At 31.2% G+C, this 13,631-nt stretch carries 11 protein-coding genes; 4 read left to right on the top strand and 7 right to left on the bottom strand.

Annotated features, from left to right (window positions below; translation table 11 throughout):
- Nucleotides 1-25 precede the first annotated feature (25 nt).
- The 3 genes from Q0873_RS04805 to Q0873_RS04795 all read right to left on the bottom strand — a co-directional run bounded on the left by Q0873_RS04805 (nt 26) and on the right by Q0873_RS04795 (nt 3,021).
- Nucleotides 26-709, bottom strand: coding sequence for a response regulator (locus Q0873_RS04805; protein WP_299104750.1), 684 nt, complete (start codon nt 707-709; stop codon nt 26-28).
- The gene (locus tag Q0873_RS04800) at nt 699-2,246 is read right to left on the bottom strand and encodes a tetratricopeptide repeat protein (RefSeq protein WP_363322531.1); all 1,548 of its coding nucleotides are present in this window, start codon (nt 2,244-2,246) and stop codon (nt 699-701) included. Before Q0873_RS04800 ends, Q0873_RS04805 begins: the two co-directional genes overlap by 11 nt.
- Nucleotides 2,247-2,799: 553 nt before the next feature.
- The gene (locus Q0873_RS04795; protein WP_299104745.1) at nt 2,800-3,021 is read right to left on the bottom strand and encodes a hypothetical protein; all 222 of its coding nucleotides are present in this window, start codon (nt 3,019-3,021) and stop codon (nt 2,800-2,802) included.
- A 1,698-nt stretch (nt 3,022-4,719) separates the two neighbouring features.
- Here Q0873_RS04795 and Q0873_RS04790 point away from each other — a divergent pair.
- The 4 genes from Q0873_RS04790 to Q0873_RS04775 all read left to right on the top strand — a co-directional run bounded on the left by Q0873_RS04790 (nt 4,720) and on the right by Q0873_RS04775 (nt 10,696).
- Nucleotides 4,720-6,219, top strand: coding sequence for an alkaline phosphatase PhoX (locus Q0873_RS04790; RefSeq protein ID WP_299104743.1), 1,500 nt, complete (start codon nt 4,720-4,722; stop codon nt 6,217-6,219).
- Nucleotides 6,219-8,015, top strand: a complete 1,797-nt coding sequence (locus Q0873_RS04785; RefSeq protein WP_299104741.1) for a cytochrome c peroxidase — start codon at nt 6,219-6,221, stop codon at nt 8,013-8,015. The genes Q0873_RS04790 and Q0873_RS04785 overlap by 1 nt, the downstream gene beginning before the upstream one ends.
- A gap of 112 nt (nt 8,016-8,127) precedes the next feature.
- On the top strand, nt 8,128-8,886 hold the full coding sequence (locus Q0873_RS04780) for a DUF6503 family protein (protein ID WP_299104739.1): 759 nt from the start codon (nt 8,128-8,130) through the stop codon (nt 8,884-8,886).
- Between the two features lie 130 nt (nt 8,887-9,016).
- The gene (locus tag Q0873_RS04775; RefSeq protein ID WP_299104737.1) at nt 9,017-10,696 is read left to right on the top strand and encodes a sodium:solute symporter; all 1,680 of its coding nucleotides are present in this window, start codon (nt 9,017-9,019) and stop codon (nt 10,694-10,696) included.
- 91 nt (nt 10,697-10,787) lie between these two features.
- Here the strand turns inward: Q0873_RS04775 and Q0873_RS04770 are convergent, their stop codons facing one another.
- The 4 genes from Q0873_RS04770 to Q0873_RS04755 form a co-directional block, all read right to left on the bottom strand.
- Complete coding sequence (locus tag Q0873_RS04770) at nt 10,788-11,708, bottom strand: SDR family NAD(P)-dependent oxidoreductase (RefSeq protein ID WP_299104736.1); 921 nt, start codon at nt 11,706-11,708, stop codon at nt 10,788-10,790.
- 10 nt (nt 11,709-11,718) lie between these two features.
- Complete coding sequence (locus Q0873_RS04765) at nt 11,719-12,120, bottom strand: DUF4345 domain-containing protein (protein WP_299104734.1); 402 nt, start codon at nt 12,118-12,120, stop codon at nt 11,719-11,721.
- 80 nt (nt 12,121-12,200) lie between these two features.
- Entirely contained in the window at nt 12,201-13,037 is an 837-nt protein-coding gene (locus Q0873_RS04760) for an AraC family transcriptional regulator (protein WP_299104733.1), read from the bottom strand.
- Nucleotides 13,038-13,123: 86 nt separating this feature from the next.
- On the bottom strand, nt 13,124-13,564 hold the full coding sequence (locus Q0873_RS04755) for an SRPBCC family protein (protein WP_299104731.1): 441 nt from the start codon (nt 13,562-13,564) through the stop codon (nt 13,124-13,126).
- Between the last annotated feature and the right edge of the window lie 67 nt (nt 13,565-13,631).

The raw sequence follows: 13,631 nt of genomic DNA, 5'->3' as shown, positions 1-13,631 counted from the left end.
GGAGAATGTGAAACATTCTCCTTTTTTATAAAAATCCTTTTTCTTTGGCTACTAAAATCAAGTCACGATCAGCAGAATTGTCTACACCAAAAACTCTGGTAATCTGACTTTTCCTTTTTTGAATAGCAGCTAAAGATAATGGTACCTCATTGGGTAAATCTTTCATTTTGGTACCTATTGAAAGTTCGTATAATATTTTTCGATCAACATCATCTAAAAAGTAGTCATGTGATACCTGACTTCTCAACATTTTCATTACCGTTTTACTGTAGTATGGTGGATCTGATAATACTTCTTTAATTGCCATGACCAATTCAGCCGGAGTAATATCGTTTTTAACTAAAAAACCATCAGGATTTACATTTTTCAAAATGCTATGTACTCTATAGTTATCATTGAATGTTGTAGAAATGATAATACGAGCTTCTGGTAGTTTCTCATTAATCAATAAGCCTAAATCTTCACCAGATAAGAGTTTTCCATCTTTAGAAGGAGGAAGACTAATATCTAAGAAAATAATATCTATAGTTTGATTGGTAGTAGAAAATTCTTCGATTATGGCTTGTGCATCATCACAATTATTAGCAACATTAATTTCAAAAGAACATGCTTCTTGTTGGCTTTCAATAAAGGTAAAAGCACTTTTATAAGCTTCTGAAATTAATGGGTGGTCATCTATAATAAGAGCGCAATACTTTTTACTTTCCATCTGTTATTTGCAAAGGTGTTTTAATGGTAAGAGTAGTTCCTTGATTTTCTTTAGATTGAATTTCTAAACGACTACCAATTTTGGCTACTCTTGAATTAATATTTTTGATACCAATTCCCTTTTTCTTCTTTTCAGTATTAAAACCAACTCCGTCATCTTGTAACGAAATGATTAGCTCTTTTTTGTTTATTGAGAGGTCTAAGATAACATTTTTTGCCTTAGCATGCTTAATAATATTCTGTAAAGCTTCTTGTATTATACGATACAGGTTGGCTTTAGTAACTTCATTAATGCTTTTCCAAACAATATTTTTATCAAAGTTGAATTGATACTCAAACCTACCTATAACGCTTTTATCTTTTAATAATTGTTCTATAATATTGGTAAAGTTTACACTAGCATCATCAAAATTATCACTTAACTTATGTGAAACATCTCGAATCTCTTTTTCAATATCTTGTAACTCATCTAAAAAGGCTTGGTGTTTCTCTTGAGTATCTGGTTGCATTCCCATGGCTAAAAAACCTAGATTTACCCGAGTTCCAAATAATTTCCCTAAAATACCATCGTGTAATTCTGCCGAAATACGATTACGCTCATTTACGCGTTCCTCTTCTAATTTTGCTTGTTGCTGAAGTGTTAAGATATATACCTCTTCATTCGCTTTTTGTTGTTCAGCTTCTAAACGGAGCTTTTCATTACGTACTTTTTGTACACGTAAAAAGTATAGTAGACTTAGAATCAATATCCCCCCAATACTGGTTACAATAATCCAAATACGTTGCTGATTTAAACGTTCTGTTTCTGCAATATATTCATCCGTTTCAAATTCAATACGAGTAAACTTATTTTGAGTTCTTCGCTCGGCGCTTACTAAACTATCATTAAACTCAATATAACGGTCTAAATACTTTTTTGCATTTTCGGTATCTAAATTTGCTAATTGGTTTAGGGTAGTCAAATAATTATCGCCATTTTTCAATTCTCTAGCTAATTTATTGGCTACCTGAGCGTACTTTATAGCATTAATTGTATCCTTTATATATTTGTAATAATCAGATATATTAATGTTTGATGTAAGAATTCCTGATTTGTTTTTTAGACTATCTCTAATAAAAAGAGCTTTATAAAAATCTTTTTTTATATCAATAGTATCTCCAATGAAAAGTCTAGCCAAGCACTTATTGTCAATAAGAGTAGCACGGTGTAATGGAATATTTTTTTTTCGTAAGTCTTTATTGTAGGCTTCGATGGCTTTCTTATAAAATCCTTTTTTTCTATAAACATTTCCAATATTATTATAACTAGCCAAATAATATTTTTCTTTATCTTCAACTTTTGAAAAATACTCTAAAGATTTGTTGTAATAAATTAAAGCTTTATCATACTCTTTAATGTCTTCTTGTAAAAGTCCAAGTAGGGTATATGAAGTATAAAGTTCCTCATAATTGTTAATCTCCTTAAAAATTTTTATTGCCTCTATTGTTAGTATTTCACTTCCACTATAATCTCTTAGACGTCCCTTAATGTTAGCCATTCCATATAACATTTTGGCAACTTCAAATTTATATTCGTTTTTCTCTTTAAAAGCCTCATATGCTCTATAAAAGTGTGTGTAAGAATTAGGGAAATCTTGTTTGCGAATGTAGTATGTAGCATAATTCCAATGGGCATCTCCTAAAGCATAATGATCGTCTTGCTTTTTAGATATTTCAATGGTTTGATCATTAATATTTTTAAAAAGGATGGTGTCCTTTAATTTGTAAAATCCATAAGCAATTGAACTTAAGTTAATTGGTTTAATTACTTCTTGACTTAAGGCATACTGATAAGATTTATGGAGTAATTGTTTTCTTTGCTCGATATCGAGATTTTCATTCTTTGATTGCTCAATCCAGGTCTTGATACTATCATTTTGTACAAAAAATCTTAAAGAATTTTTGCCATAACAATTTAATGCAAAAGAAGTTAGAAAATAAAATAGAAGATACTTTTTGATAATGTTGATTTTTATGGATCAAAAGCAAATCTAAAAAAAAAGCCCTTAATATTATATTAAAGGCTTGTAGTTTGGTAAGATTAATTATTAATTATCCCTTACCACCGTCACCGCTTGTTCCACCTCCACCAGTGTCTTGGTTGCCCGTACCGGTTCCGTCTTTGGTGTTTTCATCTTTACCAGTATTAGCTTTGATGTTTATTAACTCTACAGTATCTTCTGTGTTTGGTGCTAAATCTTCGGTTAAATCGGTACAGCTTGTAGCGAATACCATTAACATGCTCATGATTAAAATAGTTTTTAAAGTTCTCATAATTCAATTTTTAAAAGTTTGACAATAATTTCCCATGCCGCATTTTGCAGCATATTCTTGATCATAAATGTTGGTTTGTACTCCTAAACCCTTAGGTTTAGGCAAAGTCCGTCCAGCCCGAGTAAATCAGGTGGTTTGTAGAATTAAATTGATTGCATAATCAATTCATGAAGACTCTTTACTACCAAGGCCTATTGAGTACAGGCTTCAGGAAATTCTACATTGTCTTAAATAGGAAGCGTTTCAATTTTTTTTTTTTGGAAATAACGCTAGTCGATTTTTTTTATTCTAAGCTACGGTTTACTTAGGTAGATTAGAATATAAAATTAGTAAGCGTGTATTTTGAATGAGTAAACGTCCTTTTTCGTTTAGAATGTGCAATTTTAATTTTTTCATCTTTTTTCAATTTTGTTCTATTAATATAAGAAATTTTATGATAATATCCAAATTTTTTTAACTTTTTTTTAACTTTTTAAATTTGGACAAAAAAAAGACATCTTATTAAAATTAAGATGCCTTTTGAATCGTATATTAACAGTTAATGTTGCGCTAACAAATCATTAAAAACTGCTGTATTCTAAAAACATCTTTTCTCACTCTTCCGTTCGACTTAACACCTCTAATTGGTAAGCTTCTCATGCTAGTGTTTTCTAAAGTAAACTTCATAATGGTTGTTTTTATTTATTGTTATTATTTCTTAATTATTGATAGTACAAATATAAGCGTTTTTTTAGAATTTACCAAATATTTTCGAGGTTATTTCATTGGTAATCAATGGGTTATCTTGTTTTTAGGTAATAGGAGGTCTGCCCGAAATTAATCAGGTAATAAGGAGGGAAGTGAACTATTTGTTGTTCAATGTTTTACGCTTTAAACTTCTCAACGTGTTGTATGTTAATTTTAACTAGATATTTTCATTGTAATTCATAAAAAAAGCGTCCAAATGATAATTTGGACGCTTTTGCTGTACTCTATTTTAGTAATTATTCAATTCATAATTAATAAAAACTCACATATAGCGTCCGTTTCCGGCTCGAAGCAGTAATAGCCCCGCGGAACTTGTTAAGAGATACTTCTCTCCAAGATTGTGATTGCATATGTAAATTATCTGTTTTCATTTGTACAACGAATATACGAAAAAAGTTAGAATCCTATGATTTTTCTCATTTTTCAAAAAAATAATGCGAGTGTTTTTTGAAAAAAACGTAAAAAGTACGTGAATCACCTACTAAAAGTAAGTGAAACAACTACCAGTCTTAAAAATTGTGGTTGTATTTTTGACTTGGTTAAAATTTAAAGCCTTAGCAATAAGGTCGAAAAGTTCTTAAAACTCTTCGTCGCTCGGGAAAATCAATATGAAAAGAAAACAAAATGAAGATTTTACTCTAACCAAAGTAAAAGCAAAAAACAAACGTCTGTAGGGGGACGTTTTTTTTATACCAGTTATTTATATGTTAATACAGTTTATACTTTATGTTTTTTATATGTTAATCATACTTATGTTTAGCATTTTCTTTAAAAAGTAAATGTTTTGATTTTTAGAATGATATAAGTTTAGCTATGAAGAAATGAGTTTATATTGGCTTAACCTTCTTAACTATTTAATGAACCCTTTTTAATATTCCAATAAAATTTAGTTAATCTACTAAGTGTTGTTTTGCAAATGTAAAAAAGAACAAAAACTACAAAATCAACACAATGAAACATTTATTAAAAGTAGCAGTTACTACTGTTTGTTTATCGTGCGTATTCATAGGATGTGAATCATCAGAAGAATCTCCTAAAAATAACAATGGACAAAACATAGAACTGAAAGCACATTCTAAAACACCTAACTTCTTAAAATTAGAATCTGGATTTTCTGGAGTAAAGGTATATCCATTATTATCTTCTGAAGATCAGTTAAGCGATGCTCCGAATTTTATATACGGTTCTATGGCCGATGGAGCAGGTTTGTTACGTGAAAATGACGGATCTTTTACTTTAATAAATAATATTGAGGCAGATTATGCGATTGCAAGAATCAAATTAGATAAAACATTTAAACCTGTAGAAGGAGAGTATATAGTAAACGCTTTGGCAACTGCTGCTACTGCACAATGTTCTGGATCTTTAATTACTCCTGAAGAACACGGATTTGGTCCGTTGTATTTATCTGGAGGAGAATGGGGAGGAGCTTCAAAAGGAGTTTTTGTAACGGATCCATATAAAAAAGTAAGTTTTGAAACTGCATCAAAGAGTAACGATATGAAACAATCTGCAAGTACTGCACGAATGTTAACAGCTTTAGGGCAATGGTCTACAGAAAATGCTGTGGCTATTGGTAAAGATGCTTATGCTGGTAAAACAGTGGTATTTATTGGAGATGATCATTCAGATAATGAGGTACCTTCTGGTCAACTAGGAATGTATGTTGGAAATAGAGGAGATTTAGATGGAGGTAAATTATATGGATTAAAGGTTACCGATGCTGGTATTTCTTATGAAATGGACATGGAAGAAGGAAAGACATATAATGCTTCTTTTGTTGAATTAACCGAAAAAAATATTGATTTATTAGATGCTGAAGCTAAGACAAAAGGGGTAATGGGATTCTCTCGTTTAGAAGATATTGATTGGAGAAGAGGTTCAGCTAGCAATAACCGAGAAATCTATTTTTGTGTTACTGGTCGTAAAAAAGATGGTTTAGTAGGTAAAGGAACAATCTACGGACGTATTTATAAGGTAGTATTGAATGAAAATGATCCAACAGGAGGTGCAAAAATTACTTGTGTTTTAGATGGAGATAAATTAGATGGGAAAGCAAAGGCTTTTCATAGTCCAGATAATATATTGGTTACAGAAAACTATGCATACATTCAAGAAGATCCTAATGGATATTTTGATGGAGAGAAGAATCATTATGCAAGTTTATATCAATACAATTTAAATACAGGGGAGTTAAAGAAAGTATTAGAGTGTGATCAAGTAGCAGCTGCTGCTCAAAACTATGGGAGAACTTCTAAAGCATGGGAAATTACTGGTATGATAGATATTTCTGAGACCATTGGTAAAGACAAAACATTTCTTTTAATTACTCAAAACCATGGTTGGGAACCAGCAGATGGAAGTGCGTTTACAGATCCAACAGCAAACATTGTAGATGGTTCAAGAAAAGAAGGAAGTCAATTATATGTTATTCAAGGGTTAGATAGATAATGAAACACCTTTATAATAAAGTAATAAAGGCACATAGCATTATGTGTCTTTTTCTAGTATTTACAATTGGCTGCAATACACATAAAAAAGAGGTATATGTAAAGAAAGAAAGCAACCAAAGACTAGAAGCGTTGCAGGCTTATTATACGAACCATCTAAATAACTGTATTCTTGAGCTAAATAAGCTGTATAGTAGTTATACTCTGGAGGAAAAACAACAGTATTATCTAAACGCTCGTAGAGAATTTAAACTAGTAGAACCTATCTTAGCTTTTGCTGATAAAGAGAATTATAAAAGTTTAAATGCTCCCAATATTTTAAAAGTTGAAGAAGAAGATGCTACGGATATTAAAATACGAAACCCTTTTGGTTTTCAGGTAATTGAAGAAATACTGTTTGGAGAGGAAGATATAGATACAAAAGAGTTAAATGACGTTGTACTAAAAACGAATAATAGGTTAAAATTAGTAACAGTTAACAACAAACTATATCTTAAAGAGTATCATGTTTTATGGTTACTTCGTGATGCTTTAGCGAGAGTAGCTTTATTAGGTGTTACAGGCTTTGATTCACCCATACTTGAGCAATCATTAAAAGAGGCTAAATTAAATTACGAAACGATTCAATTTATTCTAGAACAGTATGATTCGAGCTTTTCGAATAAAGAGTTACTTAAAGATTGGCTTTTAGAAATAAATAAAACTATCAGAATTCTAAAAGGGAGTTTTAATGATTTTAATAGGTACAATTTTATTCAAGAGCATACGCATAAGCAATTGGTTTTATTGAAGGAAACTGCCAATAATTGGAAAGTAAAATTTCCTTTAACGATGGCTTTTAATAACAACATAACTTCATTGTTTTCTAAAGAAACGTTTAACATCGTTTTTTTTTCAGATTATCATCATTTAGAAAAAGAAAATTTTAGTAAGAAAGTAGTATTAGGGAAACGACTGTTTAACGATAAGCGTTTATCGAAAGATACTAAAATGAGCTGCACCACCTGTCATGATCAAAACAAGGCGTTTACAGATGGGAGAATTGCCTTTGAAAATCAAACGAGAAATTCACCAACCTTAACTTATGCTTCATTGCAAAAGTCTTTTTTCCATGATGGAAGAGCAGGGAGTTTAGAAGGCCAAATAGTTGGTGTAGTTACCAATAAAGTTGAGTTTCATAGTAATTTAAAAGAATTGCTTGAAACGGTTAAAAAAGATCCTTTTTATAAAAATGAATTTACTAGCTTGTATGGTAAAGTAACTGATTTTACGATACGAAATGCGATTGCAAATTATATTCGAACGTTGAACATGTTTAACTCTAAATTTGATAGGAATATAAATGGAGTAGAGAAGACATTGACCAGTCAAGAAGTGAACGGATTTAATCTTTTTACAGGAAAAGCGAAATGTGCCACCTGTCATTTTCCTCCTGTATTTAATGGAACAGTGCCTCCAAATTTTTTAGAGAGTGAATTAGAATCTATTGGAGTTCCGAACTTAAAACAAAGCAAATTGGATGATGATTTGGGAAGGTATGAGTTGTTTAAGACGGAAGAACGTAAGCATTTTTTTAAAACCCCTACAGTTAGAAACATAAAAGAAACAGCTCCTTATATGCATAATGGTACCTATCAAACCTTGGAAGAAGTTGTTGATTTTTATAATAAAGGAGGGGGAATAGGTTTAGGTTTTCATCTAGATAATCAAACATTACCACCGGATGAATTGAACTTAACAGATCAAGAAGTATCTGATATTGTTGTTTTTATGAAAAGCTTGAGCGATAACTATTAGTACATACTAATAACTGTGTTAAAAACTCTTTGAATTCGGTTCAAAGAGTTTTTATTTTTAAATGTAATTTTATAGAGTAATTACGACCAAGCTAACTAAACTAATAACAACCATGAAAAAAATAATTTTATTTGTAACTATTGCATTCATTGCTATTGCTTGTAAAAAAGAGGTCAAAAAAGAAACTGTTAAAAAGGAAGAAGTACAAGAAAAATTTCCAGCAGCTTTAGGAGATGTATTTGAGAAGCATGGTGGTATAAAAAATTGGAGAGATGCTAAAACTCTTTCATTTGGAATTAATGAAGAAGAGCATACTGTGGATTTACCATCTAGAAGAGCGGTAATTAATGCGAAAGACTATTCTTTAGGGTTTGATGGAAAGGAGATTTGGGTACATCAACAAGACACCACAGCTTTTAAAGGAAACAAAGAATTTTACTATAACTTATATTTCTATTTTTATGCAATGCCATTTGTATTAGCAGATGATGGTATTATTTATTCGGAAGCAAAACCTTTGGTATTTGAAGGAGTAAGTTATCCTGGATTTAAAATTTCTTATGAAGCAAATATAGGTACTTCACCAGATGATAATTATTACATCTACTATAACCCAGAAACTAAGGAAATGGCTTGGTTAGGATATACAGTAACTTATTTTTCTAAGAAACCATCAGAGAAGTTTAATTTGATTCGTTATAATGATTGGGAAAATGTTAACGGTTTTGTATTACCAAAATCTATAACTTGGTACCAAAAAGATGACAATGGTAATCCGACTGAACCGGCACGTGATCCAATTCAATTTTCACTACCTTTAATTAGTCAAGCGCCATTGGCAGACAGTTTTTTTGAAAAACCAAAACAATAACCCTTAAAATCAACTACCTATGCAGCCTCAAAAGTATATATGGAAAAAAGAATACACCTTGGTGTTACTAGCAAATGTATTGTACATCGCATTCTTTTATATAATAACTAACATATATACGCACTAAACTATGCAAGGATTAGACTGGATTGTATTATCAATAACACTATCGTTTATTGTTTTATACGGAGTTTGGAAGACAAGAGGAAGCAAAAATGTTGAAGAATATATAAAAGGAGGAAATGACTCAAAGTGGTGGACTATTGGTTTGTCGGTAATGGCAACTCAAGCAAGTGCCATCACTTTTTTATCTACACCTGGACAGGCTTTTCATAGTGGAATGGGCTTTGTCCAGTTTTATTTTGGATTGCCAATTGCAATGGTAATCATTTGCTTAGTGTTTATTCCTATTTATCATAAGCTCAAAGTATATACTGCTTATGAATACCTTGAAGGAAGATTTGATAAAAAAACAAGAACACTAACAGCAATTTTATTCTTAATTCAAAGAGGTCTAGCAGCTGGAATTACCATTTTTGCACCAGCAATTATATTGTCTGCAGTATTGGGATGGGATTTAATTACCTTAAACGTTATTATTGGTGTTCTAGTAATTATTTATACAGTTTCTGGAGGTACTAAGGCAGTAAGTGTAACGCAAAAGCAACAAATGGCGGTAATTTTCGCTGGAATGTTTATAGCGTTTTATATTATCTTACAATATTTACCAGATGGAATAACCTTTTCTAAAGCATTGGAAATAGCAGGAGCTTCTGATAAGATGCAAGTATTAGATTTTTCTTGGGATTTAAACAATCGTTATACGGTTTGGACGGGTATTTTAGGAGGTACTTTTTTAATGCTTTCTTATTTTGGAACGGACCAAAGTCAGGTGCAACGTTATTTATCAGGGAAATCTGTTAGAGAAAGTCAATTAGGTTTGATATTTAATGGATTGTTAAAAGTGCCAATGCAATTTTTCATTCTTTTGGTAGGAGTTATGGTGTTTGTGTTTTATCAATTCAATGCATCTCCATTAAACTTTAATCCAAAAGCAGGCGAGGCCATTGCGAATTCAAATCAAGAAACTATTGCTGCTTATGCTGAGTTGGAAAATAGGCATCGTGTTATAGAGGAACGAAAGAAAGCATTGATTTTTGAAGGATTATCTGAAGAAAATGTTACGCAATTGCAACAATATAACGAGGAAGATAAATCGTTAAAAGAGAAAGCAAAAACTATTATTACACAGGCAGATGCTCAAGTTGAAACGAATGATAAGGATTATGTATTTATTCATTTTATCTTGAATAACCTTCCTAAGGGTCTAATAGGATTATTACTCGCTGTAATTTTATCTGCTGCTATGTCTTCAACGGCATCAGAACTAAATGCATTAGCAAGTACTACAGCTATTGATTTGTACAAACGAAATGTAACTAAGGAATATTCAGATGAACATTTTGTAAAGATGTCTAAGTGGTTTACTTTGGGTTGGGGAATATTAGCGATTCTCGTTGCTTGTGTGGCCAATCTATTTGATAATTTGATTCAGTTAGTAAATATTATTGGATCTATTTTCTATGGAAATGTATTAGGTATTTTCTTATTAGCTTTCTTTTTTAAATTTATTAGAGGAAATGCGGTTTTTATTGCTGCAATAATTACTCAGCTAATTATTATTGGGGTATGGTATATCGATTGGTTGCCATACTTATGGCTGAATGCTTTAGGCTGTGGATTGGTAATGCTTATAGCAATGCTAATTCAATTAGCTTTACCAAGCAAAACAATGGATACAGATAGTTAATTCGTTTTTAATGACGAAAATTATATACACACATATAAAAAGCGTACAAGAGCAACTTGTACGCTTTTTATTTTATTAGCATGAAGCATGCTTAAATAAACCCATTAATAGCTATAGCAGCGTTCTTTTGAATCATAGGATTGTCTAAATCTTTCCAAATAGCATTTTGATTCACTACTGGACCTGTCAGTATATTTTCCTTACTAGCATAAAATACACCACTTTCAAACTTTGGGTTGTTAATACCATCTACAAAGCGTTTAGCTCCTTTTTCTACAGAGTGAGACATTCCCATTAAAGGCATAATGAGTTTCATTCCTATATGCTTTAAAAATGTTCTTTTTAATAATGGTAAATCATCCATTCCATTAGTACCTCTAGTACCTCCTGGACTCATACTAATAAATTTAATATTAAGGTGCCTATCAGCCATATTACTCATCCAAAGTGTTCCTCCATACTTAATCCAGCCATAAACTTGGAAGGGATCAAAATCTCCTTTAAATTTTGTTCCGTCAAAAATTGATACAAATTCTTCTACAGAATTGTCACTTAAGTCAGGGCGTTTCATTCCCATTTTCTTAATTCCTCGGGCAGCTTCAGAGCTTGCGAATAAGGCTACTTTATTTAGTTTATTTTCTTTTATTAATTCATTAACTAATACTACATGGCCTAATAAATTACTTGCTGTTAATTCAGTAACACCTTCTTTTGTTAACTTTTCAGGAGTTTTTCCACCCGTTCCACCAGCATTCATAATTAATGCGTCTATAGGGTTTTCTAATTGCGCAACAGCTTTTTTTACTGTTTCTGGTTTAGACACATCTAAGAGTATAATTTTAAATATATCTCGTCCAGTAGCCTCTACAAGTTCCTTTTTTGCAACTTCGGCTTTTTTCAAATTTCTACAAGCTAGGTAAATAACCTTAGTTGTTTTAATCATAGCAAGTTGTCTTGCTGTTTCCTTACCAATTCCAGCATTGGCACCTGTTATCATTATTGATGTATTCATTTTTTTAATTTTAGTAAGATTGTTGTTTGTTGTAAAGTTTAAATAAGATAAGTCCAACTAGTCCTAGAATAATTTCTAGTCCAGTTGCTTTTACCATACCATCAGAAGGCATTCCATCTAAAAAGATACTTAAAAGTCTACCAAGCCCCAGTGCTAGAAATAGAAGAAAAGCTGCAATGTTTGCAGACTTCGTTAAGGAGAGTTTAAAGCTTCCTAAAAACAATAGTATTGCAGTTGCTAATAAAAGAACTCCAAATGAACGAACATCATTTAAAGCACTTGGATTTCCTGCTATATTAATGCCTTCATTAGCTTTAATATTAATTGGATTAAAGCTGGTTAAACTACCTATAGCAGTTAAAATTAACCCCGAAATAGTTAAATAGATTTTTAAAATTTTTGTAGTGTTCATGACCTTGTATTTTTATTTGATACAAAGATCATAAGGATTAAAACCACAAGAAATGCGGTTTAGGTCAAAAACTACTCAATTTAGTTCAAACGATAATCTGATGGAGATTTTCCGAAAAAAGAGGTGAAGTTTCTATTAAATGTAGATACAGAATCAAATCCCACATCATAGGCTATTTCAGAAACACGGTCTTTACTAGATTTTAATAATTCCGCTGCACGTTTTACTTTTTTCTCAGTCAAGTACTTTTTAGGACTTTTATCAAAAACCTCTTTGAACTTTCTTTTAAATGAAGATTCGCTTAAATGAGTTAATAAAGCAAGTTCTTTGATGGTAAGGTTGGCATATACATTTTGCTGAATGACTTTCTTAAACTCCACTTCATTGGGTTTAAACAAGGCAGCTAAAAAATCTAATTGAGAAGGTGCATTTTGTGATTTGACTAATAGTTGGATAAATTCTTTTAATTTCAGTTTCACCATGGTATCGTCTACCAGTTCAGGGTTATCTAGAAGAATATCAATACTTTGTCTAAAATTATCTAACATTAAATCAACTTGTACCTGCTTTACATTGTAATCATTTCTGTGATTGGATATAGAAATATCCAAATCAAATAAATCTTCCACTAATGATGGATACAAGAAAACACCTACTGATTCAATTCCTTCATTACAAATTTCTTTATTTTGACTAGGCTCAAAGAAATAGTTTAAACACTTCGCAATCATTGCTGTGTTTTTGTTAAGTTTTAAATAGTCATCAGGAGTTCTAACACCAACCTCTCCTTTATTTACAAACATAAAACATGCTTCATCCTCAACATAGTGTTTTAATGTTCTATTAAACGAAGGCATGGATAGTTTTATAAAAACTATGCGGTCTTTATAGGTAATGACTTTCTCCTGAAATTCCATTTAGTGAATTGATAATATCAATGATGTTTTACATTGCAATCTATGAAAAGATAGCCAGATTGTTGAAGTATTTTATAAGTAATGTGTTATTGTTTCTCAACGAATTCTTTGAATTGTTGCATCCATTTTTGAGCTGGTTTTTTATAAACACTTGGAAATAGAATTGCCATTAGTTTAGGCATTACCCAGTTTATTCGAGTGTATTCAAACTCGTATTCATATTTGGTTTTATTGGGGTCAATTTCTATGAATGAACATTTCATAGTGTTATCCATGTGCTTATGATGATAGTGAGATTCAAACAAATCTGGTAATTGATTGTTTGTAATCGTTTCAGTTAGTTCCATATCATGTTTACCATGTTTGTAGTACATTTTAGATATGGCTCCATTTTGACCTTGCTCACCATTGATTAATTCCTTTTTAACAAAACCGTCTTGATATTCTCCTAAATAAGAAGGATCTGCAAAATATTTTACTACTTCATCTTTTGGCTTGTTGATTTCAATAAATCCCTTAATTTTCATGACTGCTTGCTTAGTTTATAGTAAGATACATAAAATTGACTAAAATTGAAATATGGAATGGTACAAA

This window comes from uncultured Tenacibaculum sp. (assembly GCF_947498805.1).
GTDB lineage: Bacteria > Bacteroidota > Bacteroidia > Flavobacteriales > Flavobacteriaceae > Polaribacter.
This window is presented reverse-complemented; position numbering and strand designations above follow the sequence as displayed.